Origin of the sequence: Aromatoleum toluolicum (genome assembly GCF_012911005.2) — a bacterium.
GTDB classification, from domain to species: domain Bacteria; phylum Pseudomonadota; class Gammaproteobacteria; order Burkholderiales; family Rhodocyclaceae; genus Aromatoleum; species Aromatoleum toluolicum.
In genome coordinates, this window is record NZ_WTVS01000004.1 from 118,447 (window position 1) to 138,857 (window position 20,411).

Here is a 20,411-nt window from a genome sequence, read left to right on the forward strand (position 1 = left end):
TGACTTGCATCGACAGCCTTGTCGTCGGCGTTGATACCTTGTTACGCTAATCGACGATCCGCTGCCCGCACAAACCTTTAGCGCATCATGGGCAAGCCGATTGCCTTGACCCGATCATGGCCGTTGCTGCGTGATCCGCGCTGGGCGATGAAAGCCCACCCACGGTTTCGCCACATCCCCACCTCCTTGGCAGTACTCACTGTGCAAAACAGACCTTCGACCCGCTGACCACACGCGGCGGAGTCCCCAAAACACGAAAGGCGGCATCGACAATGACACTACCTGACGCACAACCCCGCACACGCCTCCACACGCGAAAGTTTGTCTATCAGTGCTACCTCCGCGATGACGGTCTATGGGATATCGACGGCGAACTCAGCGACGTGAAGGATTACCCATATATGCTTCACTCCGGCGAGATTCCGCCACACGAACCCGTGCACAACATGCACATACGCCTGACTGTCGATGATTCGCTGACGATCAAGGAAATCGTCGCCAGGACAGCACATGCTCCATTTCCGGACTGCATGCAGACCGCCGGTCCGATGCAGGCGATGGTCGGCGTTACGATCGGGCCAGGCTGGCGCAAGGAAATCGAACAACGCATCGGCGGCGTGAAAGGATGCACTCATCTCCGCGACCTGCTATCCAATGCAGCGACCGCAGCGTACCAGTCGGTTTCCGCACATGCGCTGCATGCGCACCTCAATGACAGGAACTCGGCCATGACCCAAGGCGAGAGACCGCATTTTCTCGACAAGTGCATGGTGTGGGCACTCGATGGGCCGGTGGTCAAGGAATACGAGCCGCATTTCTACGTCTCGCCTTCGTCAGAGCAAGGAAAATAGCGCAGGCAGGCGACCGATCCAGCGCTCGGCAAACCTCCCCGCTTGTCTGAAGCGGCGGCGCGCATCGAATGGTTCCGATGCGCGTCCGGAGCCTCATCCGCGCTCGCACTTCAAGCCCGTCGCTCCGTCATGCCACTAGCCGCTCCGCCTCTCCGTCAAAAATCGGCGTCGCTACCGGCTTTGTTGAAAGCAGGAAGTACGACAGTGCGGGAACCAGTACCAGTGCGCCAAACATGTTCACGATGAACATGAAGGTCAGCAGGATTCCCATGTCGGCTTGGAACTTGATCGGAGACCACGCCCAGGTTACGACCCCTGCACCGAGCGTGACACCCACCAGTGCGACGATGCGGCCGGTGAATTGCAGTGTCTTCTTGTAGGCCATCGCGAGACTGAGCCCGCTGCGCTGATACGCAAGCTGCGCGGAAAGCAGGTACAGCGCGTAATCGACGCCGATCCCCACGCCCAATGCGATAACGGGCAAGGTCGCAACCTTGATGCCCATGCCCAGCAAGACCATCAGGGCCTCGCAAAGAATCGACGTAAGGACCAGCGGAACGACTGCGACCAGCACCGCACGCCAGCTGCGGAACGCGATGTAGCACAGGGCCATGACCGCCACATAGACGTAGAGCAGCATCGTGCGGTTGGCCTCCCTGACGGTAATGTTGGTGGCAGCCTCGATGCCGGAATTTCCCGCCGCGAGCAGGAACTGGCGTTCATCGACGCTGTGCTCGGCCGCAAATTCACTCGCCGCCTGCACGACGCGCTCCAGCGTCTCGGCCCGATGGTCTGCCAGATAGGCAACCACCGGCATGATCGAGCATTCCTTGTTTGCGAGATCGGGATTGTTGATCAGGGACTGATTGCCGGCGAAATTGACGGTCTCCTGATTGCGCGCGACGGTCAGCCACTTGGAACTGCCGTCGTACAGGCCGGCGGTGACCACGCGCACGGAATCGGCCAGCGACACGGTGGTCTGCACGCCGGGAACCTGCCGCAGTTGCCAGCCGAGACGATCGGCCTCGGTGAGAGCTTTGTAATCGACACAGCCATTGGGCGGCGTTTTCAGGATCACTGCGAATTGGTCGCTGGATAGCGAGTAGTTGCCCGTGATGTAGGCATTGTCGCGGTTGTAGCGGGATTCGGGCCTGAGTTCGGGGGCCCCCGCGTCGAGATCGCCGATCTTCAGGTTAAGACTGACGACAAATCCGCCCACCGCAAGCACTGCGGCGACCAGGATCACCTTTGACGCCCAGCGCCGCTCGGTAAAGTGTTCGAGAAACAGCCAGAACTTGCCGAACCCCTTGCCGCGCGACTCCTCCCGCTCGAGGCGCAGGCTGCGCTCGGCCGCCGTACTGCTGACGCCGACATAGGAGAGCAGCACCGGCAGCAGCACCAGGTTGGTCACGATCAGGATCGCCACGCCGATGCTCGCCGTGATCGCCAAGTCCTTGATGACCGGAAAGTCGATCACCATCAGCACCGCAAACCCCACGGCGTCCGCCAACAGCGCCGTCAGGCCCGCCAGAAACAGCCGCCGGAACGTATATCGAGCGGCCACCAGCCGGTGTGTCCCCCGCCCCACGTCCTGCAGGATCCCGTTCATCTTCTGTGCGCCGTGGGATACGCCGATGGCGAAAACGAGGAAGGGCACGAGGACCGAGAACGGATCGATTTCGAAGCCGAGCGCCGACACCAGCCCGAGTTGCCACAGCACGGCAATCAGCGAGCAGACCACCACCACAAGCGTACTGCGCACACAACGCGTATAGGCAAAGATGATTGCCGTGGCAATCAGGGCCGAAGCGACAAAATATGTCGCCATCTGGGCGAGGCCATCCATCAGATCCCCGACCAGCTTCGCGAACCCGATGATATGGATCTTGAGCTTCGGACCATCCATCGCATTTTCGTACTTGGTCCGGATGCTCTCTTCCAGTGTGTGCGAAAAGCTGCGGTAATCGAGCCGCGCCATGGTTTGCGGATCGCGATCGAGCAGCGGGACGACGATCATGCTCGATTTTTCATTATTCCCGACCAGATTCTGGGCGGTGCTCGAACGGGCGATGTTCTGGCGCAGCTGCGCGATGCTCTGCGGCGATCCATCATAGTCGTCGGCCATCACCGGGTCGCCCTGAAACCCCTCCTCGGTGACTTCGACCCAGCGCACAGCCGGCGTCCACAGGGACTTCACCCCCGCCCGGTCCACCCCGGGGGTCAGAATCAGTTCGTCGCTGATCTCGCGCAGCGTCGCGAGGTACTTGGGATCGTAGATATCCCCCTCAGTATTCTCCACCACCACCCGGATGGCATTGCCGAGACCGCGCAGGTCGGCCTGGTTGGCCAAGTAGTTCTTAACGAACGGATGATTCTGCGGAATCATCTTCTCGAAGCTGGCATTCAGCACCAGTTGGGTAGCGAGAAAATATCCCAGCACCGCCGTAGCGATCAGGCAAACCAGCATGACCGCCAAGCGGTTGTTGAAGAGAAGTCGTTCCAGCCAGCTCCCCGAGCTCGAATCGAAATCCTTCAAGCTCGGCACAACCGGCATTACGTCAGGGTTATTCGTTCCAACGGCCATGGCGGATTCTCTATCTCGTGTTCGGGGGGACAGCGCCTACTTCTTGAGCGGCTGAATGTTGACGCCGCGGGTTCCGACGAGCACCAATGCATGTGTACCGACCGGGGCCACGGCGCTTGCCGGCAGCGCCTGTGCCATTGGCGAGGACGTAAAGGACCGACCGTTATCGGCAGACATGAGCACGTCGCCGCGCTGACTCACGAGAGCGATGCGGCCGTCTTCGGTCAGCGTCGCCCCGGTGATCGTCACGTTCAAACCGGTCGTCACCTTGTGCCACTGCGCACCGCCGTCCTCGCTCCGAAACACATTGCCGCGCAAGCCGAACACGACAACCGACTGTTCGCTTCCGGTCAGCCCGAAGAAGGTTCCGGGGTAGTCGACCGACACCGAACGAAAACGCTGCGCTTCCTTGTCAAGCTTGAGCACCATGCCGCGCTCGCCTGCGATGTACAGGCCCTCTCCGGTACGCTGGATCGAGGAGAAATGAAGTTGCTCCGGATTTTCGGTGCGATCGAACCACGGGGTCCAGGTCTTGCCGCCGTCGCTCGTCTGGAAAATCAGGTTGAACACGCCCACCGCATATCCGTCGGTCTCACTGTCGAACCACACGGACAGGAAGGGCTTGTCAGCCCCCTCCTCGGCAAAACGCAGCGCCGCCGCCCGCAGTTCTTCCAGCTGCCTGGCATCGATACCCTTACCCTCAAAGCTGGCGTAGTACTCTTGCATGACTTGCCCGAGCGCTCGTCCGTCGAGTTGCTTGACCCAGCTTTCTCCGCCATCGGTTGTCGCCAGCACCACACCGTCGTGTCCAACCGCCCACCCTTTTTGCGACGTCGGAAAGTGCACCGCCGTCAGGTCCGAACTTACCGGCACCTCGGCCTGCATCCAGGTCTTGCCCGCATCATCAGAATAAAGAATGTGGCCGCGCTGACCTGCGACGACCAGCCGCGCGCCCGCACGGGCCACCGCATTCAGCAAGCTTCGTTGCGCAAGCGCGCTTTTCGTTGCCGGTCGGTCCAGTGGATCCTGAAACGCCCATGATGGACACGCGACGGTCATCAATACGAGCACGCTCGACAGCGTCCGGATTCGCTCACGAAATTTCATTGCATTCCCTCCGGGCACCGATGTCCTCGCCACCCCGACTCATTCGTGCCCCCGACGACTAGCGAGACGCCGCCGGGAGCCCATTCCGGAAAATCAGCGGATTCCGCCACCAGCCAGGGCTTCCGGCGCCCATTCGCGGTCGGGAAGCGGTTGCACCTGGCGCATACCGTTGGTTTCGGCAGTGTAGAAATTTACCGCGTAGATACCTGAGATCAGGTCATAGAAACCATGCATATCAGCCGTCGGCGCGGGGATTTCATAGCTCGGCGTCATGTAGGCGAAGCCGGCGCGGTAAAGCTGACCGCGCAAGTCGTATTGATCGCTTGCGACCGCTACCCACGAGTCCTCGTCGAGGTAGAGCACGCGCTTGCTGTAGATATGACGTTTACCTTCGGCGAGCGTCGCTTCAACGACCCACACCCGATGCAGCTCCCAGCGAACCTCATCGGGATTCAGGTGCATCGGCTTGAAGAGATCATCCGCCTTCGACTGGTAGGCCATCTTGTAGGTGTTGTAAGGAACGTAAATTTCCTTCTTGCCCACGAGCTTGAAGTTGAAACGCTCCATCGAACCGAAGAACAGCCAGGTGTCGTCATACGTGGCGCTGCCGCCCATAGAGGGGTTGGGCGTATCGAATGCGAGCGACGGCGCCAGCTTGGTGCGACGCTGCCCCGGCAGGTAGGCCCAGGCCCGGCGCCCCTTCTCCGCGGCATTAATGGCGTCATGAATCATGATGACTTCGCCACTGCGCCGTACAGGCTCCTTGTACTCGCTCTTCACGCGCAGCAGCAGATCGGACGGTTTGCCGTCCTCCCAGTAAGGGTAGTCGGCCGAATACGTTCCGCCGGATGTCAGCGTCGGTCGGCCGGACGAATCGACGTAGAGTCCCTTGTAGTCGTACACCAGGCTACGGCCGCCGAAGCGGGTGAGGTGGTTCCACATCGCCTCGAAGCCGTCCTTGGGAATCGGGAACGGAATGCCGGCGTGGCAGCCTTCCAGCGACAAACCGCCATTTGTGGCCTTTGCCGTCGTCGCGCATTTCAAGGTGTTATCGGTGACGTACTTTGGAAAAGCCGCGGTACGATGGGTCGGATACACGTCGATGCGATACGACGGATACTTCTTCATCAACGCCTTGGTTCCATCCGTCAGCTTGTCGGCGTGCTGATCCATGTTCTTGGCGTCGATGGAAACGGTCGGCTTCTCATTCGCAAACGGATCGGGGCGAATGCCGCTGCCCTTCTGGTAGCCCTGCGGAGCGCTCGTGAGCCCTCCCCCATACGCGGGAATCGTGCCACCCGCATTACCGTTTTTTTCGGCCCCCACCAGCGTTAGCGTGCTGCCGAGCTTGGCCGCTTCGTCCGCAGTGACTGCCGCCGCCGCTACACCCACATATGTGGCTGCCGCGGCACCCATCAGCATGTATTTGATGTTCATCTGTCGTCTCCTGCGGAAATCAGAATGTTGTCTTGAAGGTGAAGCTCACCCAGCCACGATCTCGTAGCAGGGTGCTCAAGCCGTTGGCCGAGGTGACCTGGGTGGTGCCGGGAACGATGCCGGCCCTTTGTTTCACCTTGCCGAAATAGTCCACAAACTTCAGGTCGAAGCGGTACTTGGAATAGACGTCCGCACCGATCCCGATGCTGTAGTTGCCGTTGCCTTCATTGCCGCCCAGCTGCGTAGGGGCATTGCCGCTCAACGTTCCGGAGACGGACATCGGCAGCGACAGGTCTACACCGGGCAGTGCCTGGAGCCAGGACGGTGTGAAATTGAGCGCGAGCGCAAACACTTCCCGGGTTGCGCACTGATCCCACTTGTCCCGGAAGCGAGCCCCCAGCGCCGCTCGCCGACCTTCGTCGCACACGCCATAGCCTTCGCCGAAGAACATGTCGCGGTTGTCGGTTACCTTCTGCAGACGGGCATAGCTCAATTCCGCCGACCAGCTCGCGCTATCGAATAGTGCCGTGTCCGAGATCACGCCCAAAGCATTAACCACGGCATGCAGAGTCTCGCCACGCGCCTGGTAGGTATTGCCCTTCAACGAGGGGGCACCGTTCGGATACAGCACTGAAGCCAACGCGCCCGATGCCGTGGCGGAGCCGAGCGTCTGCGCAGTCAAGGGCATGTTCTTGCGATACGAGATCTCGGTACTGACGCTGATGCCCGCGATCTGCTTCGACAAGCTTATGCCGAACAGGTCGATATCCTCACCGAAGTATTCACGGTACTGCGATCCCGTGACGAAGATCGAGGGAATCTTGTCGGTGAAATTCCGATAATAGAGACCCATGCTGCCATCAAGCCACTCGGGGCTCCAGCTTGCACTGACACCCCAGTCACCCTGCCGCTTTGGCTTATTCACGCCCCCATTGATCAAGGCAGCGCTCGCACGGTCCGATCCGTACATAAGGAAATCGGCCGGCCCCAGATAGGTACCGCCCTCTGGAATGCGGGTGGGATCCCAGTCGAGAAAATACTGACCGGCGACTGCCAGGTCGTCCGTGACCACGAGCTGCGCGGAAACGTTGTTGAGCGGCAGGAACAGCTCCTTCGCTTCCACGCCCGGCGTTGCGAAGGCCTTGCGCAGATCGAGGGGCATCTGCGAATAGGAAACGCCGTGCAGCGCGCCGCTCAGTCCCAGCGACTCACCCCAGAACACAGTATGCTGGCCAGCCTTCAGCGTAAGCGGCATGTCCCCGAGGTCGAAGCGCCCGAAAACGAATGCGTCGAGGAATTCGCCCGACGGCCCGCGATAAAAGCGCTTGGTGAAACTGCTGTATTTGTCGTTGACATAGCTGCCAGCGATGGAAGACGGTAGATGCGAATTACGCTCGGACTCGCCATTCTGATACGCATTGTCGTACCAGCCTGCCGCGCTTACGCGGAAGCCGTAGTTTTTCCGATAGATGAAGTCGAACTCGGTCAGCAGATCGACTCGATTCGTGACGACATCGCCTTGGTCGAACTTCGACTCCCCTTCGTCGAAGTTCGGATTGTTGGCGACATTTCCAGCCTTCTCGACACGGACGCCGAGGTTGTAGCGCACGGTGTTGTCCCAACGCATCTGGACGTCGGGATTGTCGGTCTTGATCTCGGCCGCCTTGACCGACCCGATCAGACTCAACGCCGCAGCAATGGCAACCAACTTCGGAAGCCCCTGCCCTGCGGTCCTTGTCTCCTTCCGTTGCTTTCTAGGCATTTTTTTCACCCCTTCGGGCCATATCTTGATTAACAAGCGCCTTCCTCAGCTGCCACTGCTCGAAGACTCCGGCTTGCGCAGTTCGAAGATCATCGCATCGAGCGTGAAATCTCGTACGCAGCGATATCGTATTGCTACATATCATCTGTGTCAACATTAAAATCACGGTGCTCGCGAGCTTTCCGCGCCCATGCGATGCGGGCACACCCCCATCAAGCAGGTGCGCAGGTCACAAAGAGAAAGAAATCAGGGACGAAGCCGAGAGGGTTGCGCGCACGCCTGGCTGGCGTGCGCCCCTTGCTCCACGCCAGCGAAACTCAGGCGCCGCGCTGACGCAGAAGGAAAATACGATTTCAGGCGATCGAGGCGGACGTCCCATTGACGACGTCGACCAACACTTCGAACTCGAATTGCTGGAACGCATGACGCAAGCGCTCCGAGAGCACTGCTGGATCGCCCGAACGCAGCATGACCGTCAGAACAACCCGCGGACGACGACCACTTTCATCCACCCCCACGTCGATCGAACCGCTCTCGCCCACGATGGCGGCAGCTGTGTTCCTCGATACGCGAACCATTGCATCGACACGCAGCGCTGGCTTGGAGATCTTCCCCACCGCCGTCAACGGCATCTGATCGATGACGATGATTTCGACCGGCACCGCCGCCCGCTCCTGCACCCGCTCGCGACATAGCTGAAGCAGTTCATCGGCGGATACGGAACAACCGGCCCTCGCTTGTACGTAGGCGATCGGCATTTCCCCCTTTGCCGCGTCAGGTCGCCCGACGGCCGCCGCAGTCTGAACACCGGGATGACACACCAGGACCTCCTCGATGAGTCTCGGGTCGATGTTGTGACCGCCTCGAATAATGAGCTCCTTGGCACGTCCAAAGATCCATGCGAAACCCTGTGCGTCGAATGCACCCAAATCGCCGGTATTTGCCCAACGAGTGCCGCCAGGCGCCCCCTTGACGAAGAATTCACCATCGACACTCGCGTCGACGTAGCCAGGCGTCACACCTGGCCCGGTGACACACAGGACCCCGCGTTCGCCCGGCGCACACTCGCGCAAAAATGTGTTGCTCGCATCCACTTCGAAGGCCTTCACGGTGTGGAACGGCAGGCAGCTTCCGACCGAACCAACCAGCGGCTGCTGGCCGTCATTGCGATTCATCGTGACGACGCCGTGAATCTCCGACATGCCCCAGATCTCCCGCAGCCAGATTCCGAATCGCTTATGGAAGGCGCGCATCAGTTCGAGCGGTACGGTGCTGGCACCGCAATTGAACGTGACGATGGAATGACCTTCGGACGACACCTCAGGGACCGCCAACAGGGCAGCAGCCGTCGTAGGCGTTGCGAGGACCGAAGTCATCCGGTAGTGCCGGGCGATGTCCCAGAAATTCCGGATCACCCCCTGATTTCGGAACCCATCCGTTGTCAGGGTCAGCAGGGTCTGCCCGTAAAGCATTGTGCGCAGCGCGATTACGTTCAGGCCGCCGACATGGAAGTTTGGCATCGCGTGACCGACCACACCATCGCGCTCCGGTCCTATGACCGAGCCAACCATCCACGAATTGAGCAACTGACCGCGATGTGTCATGCGTACCAGTTTCGGCGCGCCGGTCGTACCGCCGGTCGGCAGATACATGACCTCCGCGTGAGGATCGTCCGTCGGTTCGAACACAAAGCGGTCGGCAGGGTAGGATTCGAGCGCACGCATGAAGTCGCTCGCCTGGTCGTCCGATTCGACTATCAGCACACGCCGCAAGGTCGGCACCTGCGCACAGATGGCCTCGAGCTTGTCCCACACCCCCGACCCGAATTTTGCGGTGCTGGTCACGAGCACCGTTGCCCGTGCCGCATTCATGATCGATACGACGACCCGCTCTTCCAGGTAGGGGTTGATCGGGCAGGCGATTCCGGCTGTCTGCGCCGCCCAGGTCGCAATCAGCGCCTCGGGCACCATCGGCAGGATCAGCGCAACCGACGGCCGTTCGCTGCCGGACACCGCACTGAATAGGTTGGCTGCCTGCACGATCCGTTGCATCATCTCGGCATAGGTGATGATCCGCGGCGGAACTGCAAGATCCGCGGACAGGAGCTGTATCAGCGCGGGCTTCGCGGGTTCGAGCGCGGCCGCTGCGCTGATGCACTCATAAGTCGTCCGACCGGGCAGGAGGTCTTCCGGCTGCACCTCCTCGATCGCCCGCTTGTCAGCATCGCTCCTCAGCCAGGCTCGCGCAATGCGCCCAGCCTGCGGTTCGCCACCCGGCAGCCACGGACCGCGCTCACCTGCGGCAGCATCCCCATCCGCCATAACCTTGTCTTGTAGCATATCGTCTCCTCCTAATACCATTCGCAAAGCCACCGGGGTCGGACTCACCTCAAGCCACGATCCCGAGCCAATCTCGCCCCCGTCCGGACGTCGATCGTGCCCTGGGGAAAACCAGCCACCTGCCGGGGCCTTCGGCCTAATACGACGCCGGCAGTTCGAGCACCTTTTCCGCAATGAAGCACATGATCAGTTGCTCGGTGATCGGCGCAATCCGCGTTACCGTGACTTCGCGCAGCAGGCGCTCGACGTGATACTCCTTCGCGTAGCCGAAGCCGCCATGCGTCATCAGCGACTGGAGACAAGCGTCGTAGCCGGCTCGCGCGCCAAGGAACTTCGCCGTATTGGCCTCCGCACCGCAGGTCTTCTTGTTGTCATATAGCCACGCCGCTTTCATTGCCATCAGGTAGGCGGCCTCGAGGGCCATCCAGCGTTCGGCGAGCGGGTGCTGAATTCCCTGATTCTGCCCGATCGGTCGCCCGAAGACGTGGCGCTCCTTCGCGTAACGCGTTCCCCGACGCAACGCGTCCTGGCCGATCGCAATCGCCTCGACAGCGATGAGGATTCGTTCCGGATTCAGGCTGTGCAACAAGTAACTGAATCCTTTTCCTTCCTCTCCGATGCGGTCCTCGTCCGGCACAAACAGGTCGTCGATGAAGATCGCGTTCGAATCGACCGCCTTGCGGCCCATTTTTGGGATCCGCTTGACTTCAATCTTGCTGCGATCCAGATCGGTATAGAAAACCGTGATGCCGTCGGTGGGGCGCTTGCAATCCTCAAGACGCGTCGTCCGCGTGAGCAGCATTATCTTATTCGCTACTTGCGCCGTCGACGTCCAGACTTTCTGGCCACGGACGATGTAACCGCCGGTCACCCGCTCGGCAAAGGTCTTGATTGCGGTGGTGTTCAAGCCTGCATCCGGCTCGGTAACACCGAAGCAGCACTGATCCTCGCCGCTGATCAGCCGCGGAATCCATCGTGCCTTCTGCTCCGGCGAACCAAATACGACGATCGGGTGCGGGCCGAACAGATTGATGTGGACCGTCGAGGCCGCGGTCATGCCGCCACCGTGCGAGGCAACCTCGTGCATCATAATTGCCGCTTCGGTCACGCCCAGACCTGCCCCCCCATACTCCTGCGGCATCGTGATACCGAGCCATCCGGCATCTGCCATGGCAGTGTGAAATTCGTGCGGAAACACACCATCTTCGTCCCGCTGCAACCAATAGTCGTCGGTGAAATCCTTGACGACGGCGCCAACGCCTTCGCGAATAGCCTCGTGATCAGAATTGAAAGAGAAATCCATGGCAGTCATTCCTTGTATCGGCACGGCGCTGTCACATTCGGCTGGCGACGTGAGGGCGTTGTCAGTAGGCGGATTCGCTTGCTGCAAGTGTCTTGAAGGCTTGTACGAGGTGAGGACGATCAAACATCTTTCCATTGATCCCGACCGTGCCCGCGTCCGGCGCAGCGGCAAATGCGTCAACTACTGTGCGCGCAAATGCGACATCCTCACTACTTGGCGTGTAGCATCGGTTGATGATTTCGATCTGGTCGGGATGAATGGCAATCCTTCCGACAAAGCCTCTTCGCCGCGAATCGATGCAGTCCTGCTCCAGGCCCTCGGTATCGCGATAATCGGTGTAGAGCGTATCGACAGCCGCGACATCGGCCGAGGCTGCGGCTACGAGACACAAGGACCGCGCCATCAGGTACACATGCGAATAGGCTCCATCGCATTCCCGATTCGTTGCCGCTCCTAGGGCCGCCGAGAGGTCTTCCGCACCCCAGGTCATCGCCACGAGCCGCGGTAGCTGCGTCGCGTAGCCATCGAGATTGAGCATTGCCTTGGCGGTCTCAGTTGCAACTACGAGAATTCGCACAGACCCCAACTCCAGGCCGGCGCGGGTTTCGAGCGCATCGAGATAGGCGCCCAGACGGATCACGTCGGCAACTCCGTCGGCCTTTGGCAGCACGATCCCGTCGAGCCCCGACCTAACGACAGCCGCCAGATCCAGAAGGGCTTCCGGAGTACTTAAAGGGTTAATCCGTACGAAGCCCTTCCAGCGGTGCTGGCCCTGGAGTTTTTCGAGGTGTGAGGCCGCCAATTGTCGCCCAAGCGGCTTGCGTGCAGTCGCCACAGCGTCCTCAAGGTCGAAAATCAACGCATCGGCATTCGAGTCACGCGTCTTTTCCAGCTTGCTTTCGCTGTCCGCCGGAACGAATAGCAGGGAGCGCAGTTTCATGCGAGCCCCTTCTGCATCAGCGCCTGCCGCAAGCAACTCGTCACTTCTTCATTGCGCTGATTGAAGCCTTGATGCCTGAATGTGACGATGCCCTGGTTCGGTCGCGTCTTGCTTTCCCGCCTTTCCACGACGGTCGTCACCGAACGAATGGTGTCGCCAGCAAACACCGGCTTCGGAAACTTCACGTCGGTCATGCCGAGATTCGCGATTGTGGTCCCAAGAGTAGTGTCTTGCACGGTCAGACCGATCACCAGGCCGAGCGTGAAAATGCTGTTCATCAGCGGGCGGCCAAACTCGGTCTGTGCGCAGTAGTCCGCATCGATATGAATCTGTGCCGGATTGCAGGTGGCGCCGCAGAACCACACGTTATCGGCCTCGGTTACCGTCCTTCGAATCTCGTGCTCGAACACCCGTCCCGGCTCGAGCTCATCAAAATATTTACCCGCCATGACTCCCCCGCGATTGTTCAAGCTGCTGCAATGCGTTGTCGAGCAACGCAAATCAGTACGCACAGCTATGATACGATGCCATACCATCGACGTCAAGAGTCACTGATGCCGGCATTTCGGGTGAAAGCCGAGCTTTGATCTGCAGGCCAACGAATCTTCGGTATTCCCTCGATGGCACTGCACAAGCGAAACAGGCTGCGCACCATCGCTGCGACGACATCCACCACCTTCGTGTCGAGCAATCCTGCCTCCACATCCAGCAACCCGTTGACGCGGAGGTAAGCGGTGCAGCGCATCCGGCGCAAGCACGGCCTCGCCACTAGGTATTCTTGCATACCGTACGCTTTGGTATTATCTTTAGTCATCCAGCTCGGCCTTGTCGCCATCCGGAGGATTCGCGCACAGGATCGGCGGCGGGCATGGATGTCGCTGGGGGCTCCCCACGCAACCTGTTGCTGGAGAGATTTTCAATACGGTCGAGACAGCAAGGAACAGGATTTCGAAATGTCACAACGAGAAGTAGTGATTGTGGGTGCAGCGCGGACAGCGATCGGGACCTTCGGGGGATCGCTCAAGGACGAGAAGTTGGGCCGCCTCGGAACGATCGCGACCCGGGCCGCCGTGGAACGCTCCGGCGTCGCCCCGAACGAAATCGGCCACGTGGTGATGGGCAACGTAATCCCAACCGAGCCGAGCGATGCCTACCTGTCTCGCGTCGTGTCGATGGATGCAGGCCTGCCAAAAGAGGTGCCCGCATTCAACGTGAACCGGCTATGCGGCTCAGGCCTTCAGGCAATCATCTCGGCGTCGCAGGCGATCATGCTCGGAGACACCGATATCGCCATCGGCGGCGGTGCTGAATCGATGAGCCGTGCCCCTTTCATCGCCCCGGCGATGCGTTGGGGAGCGCGCATGGGTAACACCCGATTCGAAGACTATATGCTGGGCATCCTGCACGACCCGTGGAAGAGAATCCATATGGGGATTACCGCGGAGAATGTGGCGGCGCGCTATGGTATTTCGCGTGCAATGCAGGACGAGCTCGCACTGGAAAGCCAGCGTCGCGCCGCGAAGGCAATCGCCGCCGGCTATTTCAAGGAGCAGATCGCCCCTGTCGACATCACGACGCGGAAAGGCCTAACGCTGTTTGAGACGGACGAGCATGTGCGTGCCGATATGACCGCTGACGGGCTCGCAAAGATGAAGCCTGCCTTTGCCGAGGGAGGATCGGTCACAGCCGGAAACGCATCCGGGCTCAACGACGGCGCTGCCGCCGTGGTTCTGTCGGACGCCAACCGCGCCAAAGAGCTCGGCCTGAAGCCGCTCGCACGTCTCGTCGGTTACGCCCACGCGGGGGTGGAACCGGAATACATGGGTATCGGCCCGGTACCGGCGACGCGCCTGGTGCTGAAACGCACTGGCCTGAGGGTTGAAGACCTCGATGTAATCGAATCAAACGAAGCCTTCGCCGCGCAGGCTTGCGCCGTGGCCCGGGAACTAAATCTCGATCCGGCAAAGGTGAATCCGAATGGCTCCGGCATCTCGCTCGGTCACCCGGTCGGCGCAACCGGCGCGATCATCACGGTCAAGGCGATCTACGAGTTGCAGCGTATCAAGGGTCGTTATGCACTGGTTACGATGTGCATCGGCGGTGGCCAAGGCATCGCGGCGATCTTCGAACGGGTCGGCTGATTGCAGCCACTTCCCTTCTTTGTATGGTTCGGGTGCGCCACGCAGTCTCGCAGGTGAGCCCCATTGAAATGTAAAGGTGAAACCGTGATTGATCGTGAGTATCTGGAGCCGGGGCAGTTCGTCGAGAGCGACACGCCGGAAATCATTGCGTTCGCCCAACAGGCCGCCGGCCAGGCGCAAGACGATATCAGCCGGGCCGTGTCGCTCTATGAAGCAGTGAGGGATCGCATCACCTACGATCCCTATGACAGGCTGGGCCATGCGGAGTCATGTTCGGCGAAGCGGGCGCTCATGCGCAACCGTGGCTATTGCATCCCCAAGGCCGCACTATTGGTTGCATGTGCCCGCGCCCTTGGCATTCCGGGACGATTGGGGTTCGCAGACGTACGCAATCATCTCGCTTCGCCGCACCTGATCGAGGCCAACGAAGACGATGTGTTTCGCTGGCATGCCTACGCCGAACTGCATCTGGAAGGGAAATGGGTGAAGGCGACCCCCGCCTTCGATATGTCACTGTGTAACCGGGTTGGAATCGAACCTCTGCAGTTCGATGGACGCATCGACTCGATCTTCCATCCCTACGACCGACGCAATCGCAAGCATATGGAATATGTGCTTGATCGCGGCCATTTCGCAGATGTCCCGTTCGAGGCGATACTCGCCACTTGGCGAACTCATAGCCCCCGGCTGCTCGACGAAAGTTATGGCAGCAGGGCGAAATCGTTCCTCGAAGAGGTTCGACTCCGGTCGTAGGCGGCCACCGGCGCGCGACGAGTTGACCGACGCGTTTGCGTGCTAGAGCACGTTGGCCATGTCCGATCCCGAGTCGACAAATGCCTCCGTGAGCATCCCGTTGCGTCTCAGCCAGATTCCGAGCGCAGGAAGCAGAAGAAGGTACTCGCAACAAAGGGCACAAGGAAGCAGACGGGCCTCTAGGAACGCGCCGCTCTACCGACTAAATAATAGTGGGTGGCGTGGCGCGCGCGCCTGGGCGGCGGCTCGCTATCGCAGCGAAATCGGTATCGACCCACCGGAGGGGTTTGCTGAAGTCCGCGAGCACGACCTTAAGTACACATTCGGTAGGCGGCTTCGTGCTGCTGGGGTCGGGTTCGAGACTCGTCAGGTTCTACTGGGCACTCAAACGGTTCGGTGACGACGCACTAATCGGCCGCCGAGCTCCGCGAGCTGATCGCAGCGGCGGAACTGGTGTGCTTCGGCCGTGCCGACGCACGGACCCTGACTCTCATCGTGAGCAATGCGAGATGATGGCGAAGGAGTCGGCGCTGGAGAAGAAGCTGCTGCCGGGCCGCGTGCTCACGGTCTGCTTGCCGGCATTGATGAGGTCCGGGTCGACGGCGTCTTAGGTCAGAAATGGTCCGATGCCGAGCAGGCCGTTTTCGGACTGGAGGGTGACGTGCATCCCTTTGGTAATGAAGTTGGCAACCAGGGTGGGTATACCGATGCCGAGGTTCACCTAGGCTCTGTTCACATATAGCGATATGAAATTACCGCACAAACGATTCGGACGAATGCCATGTAGCTGCATGCGAGCTTGTCGTAACGTGTGGCGATCCGACGGTAATGCTTGATGCGGTTGAAGAAGCGCTCGATCAGGTTTCGCGCCCGGTATACACAGCGGTCGTATTGCCTGGGCGCGATACGGTTGGAGCGAGGCGGGATGACCGCTTGCGCACCGGATGCTTCGATACTCATGACCAAGGCGTTGGCATCGTATCCTTTGTCCGCAACAAGGGCGGCGCACGGCATATCGGCGATCAAATCGTGCGCACAATCGATGTCGGCGACCTGTCCCGCGGAAGATCTGCCCGCAGTTCTGCAAGATGCGATGGGCCGTGTCGACGGCCCCGCGGGCCTCGACGCGCCGGACGGTCGTAAGCACCTCCTGCGCCCCAATGGCGGCAATAGGCTTTCCCCCGAGCCACGGGAATAAGTCCTTCTCGAGGCGCTGGACGATCTTGTCGGCGTGGGTCTGCCGCCAACTGGCCACCTGCTTCGCGACCCACTCGCGTGCGACGACCTCGAAGCTGTTTGCGACCGCCTCGGCCCGCGCATCATCCACCAAGCTGTTCGCGCAACGCCCACCGGAGAGGGACGTCGCCGCGATGCCCACCAGAGGCACGGCAACGGTCTATCTCATTTGAACAAACCCAGAACGACCTCGACTACTACGGAGCCATTACCGACCGACCGTGAGTCCATCGAACAGGACAGGGAGCCTCACCGCGGACGTGCTCCGGATTCCGCCCCGCCGTGACGAACCTGACCGACTCATAGATTCGAATATTCGGCGGCAAGTGAACCATGCTCGTCGTGAAAGCGATTCAGCGCCGCACACACCTTGTCGTTCGCCTCCCGCCGCCGCTCTTGTTCGAACCCCTGCGGAGTGCGCTCCACTCCCATACTGCCCCGGCACACCGACGGACTGTCCATGTCAGGCTGAGCACCTTCGTCTCGTCCAACTTAAACCGTGCGCGGGCTAGCCTCGCCCGCGCGCGCGGCCGCAATGCCGCGTGGAGCCCTGGAACTCTTGCCTGTGCGACGCGGAGCATCTGGCGAGCAAACAGGAAGTCACGCAGCCTCGGGCTGCGTGCAGACGTGCCCTTCAGCCCGCTACTGTGCTCGGGCAGTGCGACCTTCGCGCTTCGAACGGCCTACGTGCTTGACAAAACCGCCATTTCAGATAATACATTGGGATAATCCCGCATTCCTCCGTGAAATCGCCACACGCACACTCTGGCTGGGATGGTTGAGGAGGGAGCGAGAATGGAAAGCAGTGGGAGAATGCGGCAGCGAGAAGCGCACCGTCCGGCACTCTTTCTGGACTACGACGGCGTACTCCATCCTGACGACTGTGAGCGGCTTGAGCGCTCGCTGCTGGCTCGCGGCCGACGGCGACAACGAGCGCAACTTCGCGCCCCAGGAATGTTGTCACCCAAGGAGGCGACCCAGTTCTCCGGGATTCCGAAGCGAACCCTCCAGCGCATGCGGTCTGGCGGTCAGGCCCTGGCGCTCTCGATACGCGGCGGGAGGTCAGGCGTTCGCTACCCGGCGTGGCAGTTCGAACCCGGTGTCCTGCGGGTTTTGCCAGACATCCTGGCGGCTTTCGGGAAGCACGGGGCGTGGCAGGCGCAAGACTTCTTGACGTACGCGGAGCCTTTGCTGGTCGGCCGCATGCCCTTGGACGAGATTCGCGCGGGCCGCGGCGCTGATGTGCTTCGGATTTTGAGTGCTGCAACCGACGGGGGCCAGGGCGCGTACTGAGCGATATCCTCGGAATGGCAAGGCGAACGCGTCCGTTCCCTAGGCCACGACATGCCTTTGCGCACCCATCTCGCGACGCGATGAGGCGCAGGCGCTCTTGCTTCCCACGCGGGCGTCGCTTCCTCCCGGACACCCGCGGGGAGACACCCACCTGCTCGACCTACCGAGCGTACCCGTTTGCCCCAGTTCGCCCCGTCCGTTACACGTGGACTTCCCTCGCCCCGTTCCACTCCTCGAGGAAGCGCTCCACGAACTCTTCCATGAACCGGTGACGCTCCTGCGCGAGCGCGCGTCCCGTCGCGGTGTTCATCCGGTCCTTGAGAAGCAGGAGCTTCTCGTAAAAGTGATTGAGGCTGGTCCCCTTGGCGGCCTTGTAAGCCTCCGCGGTACCGTGCAGGACCGGCGGCACATCCGGGTCATACATCAGGCGGCCGGCATGTCCACCGTAGGCGAAACAACGGGCGATACCAATGGCACCGAGCGCATCAAGCCGGTCCGCGTCCTGGACACATTTCCCCTCCAGGGTTTTCATCTCGGCACGAACGCCAGCCCCCTTGAAGGAGATGGTCGCCACGATATCGACAACGTGGCGGATGACTTCCTCGGAAGCCCCTTCCTGCCTGAGCAACTGCTCCGCCTGACGCGGTCCGATGGCGTCATCGCCTCCATGGAACTTCCAGTCGGCGATATCGTGGACAAGTGCGGCCAATTCAACCACCTCTTGGTCTGCGCCCTCGTCATTGGCAATGCGCCCGGCAAGCTTCCAGACCCGGTTGATGTGGTGCCAGTCGTGGCCGGAGCTCTCCTCTGCGAACCTCGCGGCGATATGGGCCGCGACGCGGGAGACCAAGGTATTTTTCTCGTTTTCCATGCTGATGGTGCCTGTGGCTGAGCCGGCCACTGGTGTGACCGCTGCTCAGGTCGCCGACAACGGCGAGCTGAAGGGATTGATGTTGCGCACGCCGGTGGACTCGAAATCTTCCGTGTTGCGCGTGACCACCGTCAGGTCGTAGATGAGGGCGATGGCGGCAATCTGCTTGTCGACGGGATGCTGGGCGCCCGGCGACATGAGCTTTCCCCACACCTGCGCGCAGTCGAGGTCGAAGCCCAGAATTCGGTCCGAGTAGTCGGAAACCACCGAATCCAGCCAGGTCTCGAGGCGGCGTGCCTGCTCGCGGTCACCTCGGTTTCGGACAGTCTCGACGCCGCGACGAATCTCGCCGATGGTCTGCACCGATAGATAGATGTCCTCCACCGCGAGAGTGGCAAAAAAGGCGGTCACACCCGGATTGGCCCGCCCGCCTTTGCGCAGCTCGCTGATGACGTTGGTGTCGAGCAGGTACATCAGCCCTGCCTGAAGTTGAAGTCTTCGTCGGTGCCCACATCCGGCATGTCGGCCAGGACGTCCTTGAAGCTCCGCCGGCCCGGTCGCGAAAGGGCCACCCGCAAAATTTCGCGGTGCTCTGCTTCAGCGCTACGCCCGTGCCGCGCCGCCGCCTCCTTCAAGGCCTGCGCGACCTCGGGCTCAACGTTGCGTACAACAAGATTGGTCGCCATGGCGCTCTCCTGACGATTGCAATGCTTGCATTTTAGCGCCGAATGCAATCATTGCAATCACCACCGACGGCCCCGCTTTCCCGTCGAGGCCCTTCAAAAATCAAATGGCCTACAGCTAGGCGGGAACGAAAATGTAGGTCGCCGCGCGGATTCAGACTCAGTGCCGATACCAGGTGAACGGGAAGCTTGGCGGCTAGCGCAACCTCGACCGGTGACCCAAAGGGGAACGGAGACGACCAAAGCCTCAGCAATGGGACGATAAAAATTATTTGTTGCGTCGCATCAATACGTGGGCGTATCGTTCACCTGTCTCCTCCACCCTCCTCCTTGGTGTGGATTTAAGCCCGGGCCCCGTTGCTCGGGCTTTTTCTTTTCAGGCTCTGAAGCGACTCGAGAAGTCGTGCAGAGGCGCCGGCCAACGCCGGCCAACACATGTCGGCGCTGTCGGTGCGCCCGACGCGGCTCCTCGAGCCCGTCCTCCACCGCCCCCCTGACTCTCAATCCTCCGTGAAATGCACAACAGCGAGAACGGGACATAGTCCCTCACCCTAGTCGCGGTGGTCGGCGAGTTAGACCATCACGCCTACGACCTCGAGGAGCACGTCCCATGTCGAGAACGCTGACACGCGAAGAGCTGTACGAATTGGTATGGAGCAAGCCAAAGACCGCTGTGGCCAAGGAGTTCGGGCTGTCCGACGTCGCGCTCGGAAAAGCCTGCGCAGCTGCCCGCGTCCCGGTTCCACCTCGCGGTTACTGGGCGGCACATGCCGTGGGCAAGCCAGTGCACCGGATTCCTTTGCCCCGCCGAGGACTCGGAGAGTCCGGCACCCGGCATCTTCCGCCACATCACCGCAGTGATGGACAGCCGCCGCACCTGACACCAACTTCACCTGGAAAGTAGAACGGGACCGTGAGGTCCCGTTTTTTTGACGCTTGCTGAGGCCGCGGTCACAGACCGCGGAAGCAAATTAGCCAGACTACTATGCCGCACCCGATAGACCAAAATATGGCCAATCGTCAAATAAAGCATAAATTGGCTTGGTGGCCACTTTATGCTTAACGGCACATTTCTCCGGAACATCCCGGACTTGTTCTTGGTGGTGCTGGG

General features: G+C 60.7%; 17 protein-coding genes and 1 pseudogene. 3 read left to right on the forward strand and 15 right to left on the reverse strand.

Annotation, left to right across the window (positions count from 1 at the left end):
• The first annotated feature begins 272 nt into the window (after positions 1-272).
• Positions 273-851, forward strand: coding sequence for a DUF2889 domain-containing protein (locus tag GPA27_RS03360; protein ID WP_169137823.1), 579 nt, complete (start codon positions 273-275; stop codon positions 849-851).
• A gap of 127 nt (positions 852-978) precedes the next feature.
• On the opposite strand, the gene GPA27_RS03365 is transcribed toward GPA27_RS03360, so the two are convergent.
• From GPA27_RS03365 to GPA27_RS03405, 9 genes are all read right to left on the reverse strand, one after another.
• Positions 979-3,435 carry an efflux RND transporter permease subunit gene (locus GPA27_RS03365; protein ID WP_169137825.1) on the reverse strand — a complete coding sequence of 819 codons (2,457 nt, stop codon included), beginning with the start codon at positions 3,433-3,435 and terminating at the stop codon, positions 979-981.
• 36 nt (positions 3,436-3,471) lie between these two features.
• Positions 3,472-4,542 (reverse strand): WD40/YVTN/BNR-like repeat-containing protein, encoded by a 1,071-nt coding sequence (locus tag GPA27_RS03370; RefSeq protein ID WP_246260924.1) that lies wholly within the window; start codon positions 4,540-4,542, stop codon positions 3,472-3,474.
• 93 nt (positions 4,543-4,635) lie between these two features.
• Complete coding sequence (locus tag GPA27_RS03375; protein ID WP_169137827.1) at positions 4,636-5,979, reverse strand: DUF1329 domain-containing protein; 1,344 nt, start codon at positions 5,977-5,979, stop codon at positions 4,636-4,638.
• A gap of 19 nt (positions 5,980-5,998) precedes the next feature.
• On the reverse strand, positions 5,999-7,777 hold the full coding sequence (locus tag GPA27_RS03380) for a DUF1302 domain-containing protein (protein WP_246260925.1): 1,779 nt from the start codon (positions 7,775-7,777) through the stop codon (positions 5,999-6,001).
• Positions 7,778-8,094: 317 nt separating this feature from the next.
• Positions 8,095-10,080: an AMP-binding protein gene (locus GPA27_RS03385; protein WP_169137829.1), complete on the reverse strand. Its 1,986-nt coding sequence runs from the start codon at positions 10,078-10,080 to the stop codon at positions 8,095-8,097.
• A gap of 136 nt (positions 10,081-10,216) precedes the next feature.
• Positions 10,217-11,383: an acyl-CoA dehydrogenase family protein gene (locus GPA27_RS03390; RefSeq protein WP_169137831.1), complete on the reverse strand. Its 1,167-nt coding sequence runs from the start codon at positions 11,381-11,383 to the stop codon at positions 10,217-10,219.
• Between the two features lie 61 nt (positions 11,384-11,444).
• A complete protein-coding gene (locus GPA27_RS03395) occupies positions 11,445-12,323 on the reverse strand; it encodes an HpcH/HpaI aldolase/citrate lyase family protein (protein WP_169137833.1) in 879 nt (292 codons plus the stop codon).
• Positions 12,320-12,859, reverse strand: a complete 540-nt coding sequence (locus GPA27_RS03400) for a MaoC family dehydratase (protein WP_373322717.1) — start codon at positions 12,857-12,859, stop codon at positions 12,320-12,322. The genes GPA27_RS03395 and GPA27_RS03400 overlap by 4 nt, the downstream gene beginning before the upstream one ends.
• A gap of 5 nt (positions 12,860-12,864) precedes the next feature.
• Positions 12,865-13,137 (reverse strand): hypothetical protein, encoded by a 273-nt coding sequence (locus tag GPA27_RS03405; protein ID WP_169137837.1) that lies wholly within the window; start codon positions 13,135-13,137, stop codon positions 12,865-12,867.
• 139 nt (positions 13,138-13,276) lie between these two features.
• Between GPA27_RS03405 and GPA27_RS03410 the strand changes: the two genes are divergently transcribed.
• Both GPA27_RS03410 and GPA27_RS03415 read left to right on the forward strand, forming a co-directional pair.
• A complete protein-coding gene (locus GPA27_RS03410; protein ID WP_169137839.1) occupies positions 13,277-14,464 on the forward strand; it encodes an acetyl-CoA C-acyltransferase family protein in 1,188 nt (395 codons plus the stop codon).
• Between the two features lie 84 nt (positions 14,465-14,548).
• Positions 14,549-15,217 carry a transglutaminase-like domain-containing protein gene (locus GPA27_RS03415; protein WP_169137841.1) on the forward strand — a complete coding sequence of 223 codons (669 nt, stop codon included), beginning with the start codon at positions 14,549-14,551 and terminating at the stop codon, positions 15,215-15,217.
• Positions 15,218-15,824: 607 nt separating this feature from the next.
• On the opposite strand, the gene GPA27_RS29445 is transcribed toward GPA27_RS03415, so the two are convergent.
• The 6 genes and pseudogenes from GPA27_RS29445 to GPA27_RS03440 form a co-directional block, all read right to left on the reverse strand.
• On the reverse strand, positions 15,825-15,938 hold the full coding sequence (locus tag GPA27_RS29445) for a CoA-transferase (RefSeq protein ID WP_373322715.1): 114 nt from the start codon (positions 15,936-15,938) through the stop codon (positions 15,825-15,827).
• A gap of 11 nt (positions 15,939-15,949) precedes the next feature.
• On the reverse strand, positions 15,950-16,231 hold the full coding sequence (locus GPA27_RS29450) for a transposase (RefSeq protein WP_246260935.1): 282 nt from the start codon (positions 16,229-16,231) through the stop codon (positions 15,950-15,952).
• 58 nt (positions 16,232-16,289) lie between these two features.
• Positions 16,290-16,604, reverse strand: a pseudogene (locus GPA27_RS29455) (tyrosine-type recombinase/integrase); the annotation flags it as partial.
• 1,341 nt (positions 16,605-17,945) lie between these two features.
• Positions 17,946-18,617 (reverse strand): HD domain-containing protein, encoded by a 672-nt coding sequence (locus GPA27_RS03430; RefSeq protein ID WP_169137847.1) that lies wholly within the window; start codon positions 18,615-18,617, stop codon positions 17,946-17,948.
• Between the two features lie 45 nt (positions 18,618-18,662).
• Positions 18,663-19,091: a type II toxin-antitoxin system VapC family toxin gene (locus GPA27_RS03435; RefSeq protein WP_169137849.1), complete on the reverse strand. Its 429-nt coding sequence runs from the start codon at positions 19,089-19,091 to the stop codon at positions 18,663-18,665.
• Complete coding sequence (locus GPA27_RS03440) at positions 19,091-19,303, reverse strand: FitA-like ribbon-helix-helix domain-containing protein (RefSeq protein ID WP_169137851.1); 213 nt, start codon at positions 19,301-19,303, stop codon at positions 19,091-19,093. The genes GPA27_RS03435 and GPA27_RS03440 overlap by 1 nt, the downstream gene beginning before the upstream one ends.
• Positions 19,304-20,411: the final 1,108 nt, after the last annotated feature.

Excerpts from the sequence above, each read along its gene's own strand:
- GPA27_RS03360 (WP_169137823.1), top strand. The coding sequence starts at position 273 with ATGACACTACCTGACGCACAACCCCGCACACGCCTCCACACGCGAAAG.
- GPA27_RS03365 (WP_169137825.1), bottom strand. The coding sequence starts at position 3,435 with ATGGCCGTTGGAACGAATAACCCTGACGTAATGCCGGTTGTGCCGAGC.
- GPA27_RS03370 (WP_246260924.1), bottom strand. The coding sequence starts at position 4,542 with ATGAAATTTCGTGAGCGAATCCGGACGCTGTCGAGCGTGCTCGTATTG.
- GPA27_RS03375 (WP_169137827.1), bottom strand. The coding sequence starts at position 5,979 with ATGAACATCAAATACATGCTGATGGGTGCCGCGGCAGCCACATATGTG.
- GPA27_RS03385 (WP_169137829.1), bottom strand. The coding sequence starts at position 10,080 with ATGCTACAAGACAAGGTTATGGCGGATGGGGATGCTGCCGCAGGTGAG.
- GPA27_RS03390 (WP_169137831.1), bottom strand. The coding sequence starts at position 11,383 with ATGGATTTCTCTTTCAATTCTGATCACGAGGCTATTCGCGAAGGCGTT.
- GPA27_RS03395 (WP_169137833.1), bottom strand. The coding sequence starts at position 12,323 with ATGAAACTGCGCTCCCTGCTATTCGTTCCGGCGGACAGCGAAAGCAAG.
- GPA27_RS03400 (WP_373322717.1), bottom strand. The coding sequence starts at position 12,859 with ATGGTATGGCATCGTATCATAGCTGTGCGTACTGATTTGCGTTGCTCG.
- GPA27_RS03405 (WP_169137837.1), bottom strand. The coding sequence starts at position 13,137 with ATGACTAAAGATAATACCAAAGCGTACGGTATGCAAGAATACCTAGTG.
- GPA27_RS03410 (WP_169137839.1), top strand. The coding sequence starts at position 13,277 with ATGTCACAACGAGAAGTAGTGATTGTGGGTGCAGCGCGGACAGCGATC.
- GPA27_RS29450 (WP_246260935.1), bottom strand. The coding sequence starts at position 16,231 with ATGCCGTGCGCCGCCCTTGTTGCGGACAAAGGATACGATGCCAACGCC.
- GPA27_RS03430 (WP_169137847.1), bottom strand. The coding sequence starts at position 18,617 with ATGGAAAACGAGAAAAATACCTTGGTCTCCCGCGTCGCGGCCCATATC.
- GPA27_RS03435 (WP_169137849.1), bottom strand. The coding sequence starts at position 19,091 with ATGTACCTGCTCGACACCAACGTCATCAGCGAGCTGCGCAAAGGCGGG.
- GPA27_RS03440 (WP_169137851.1), bottom strand. The coding sequence starts at position 19,303 with ATGGCGACCAATCTTGTTGTACGCAACGTTGAGCCCGAGGTCGCGCAG.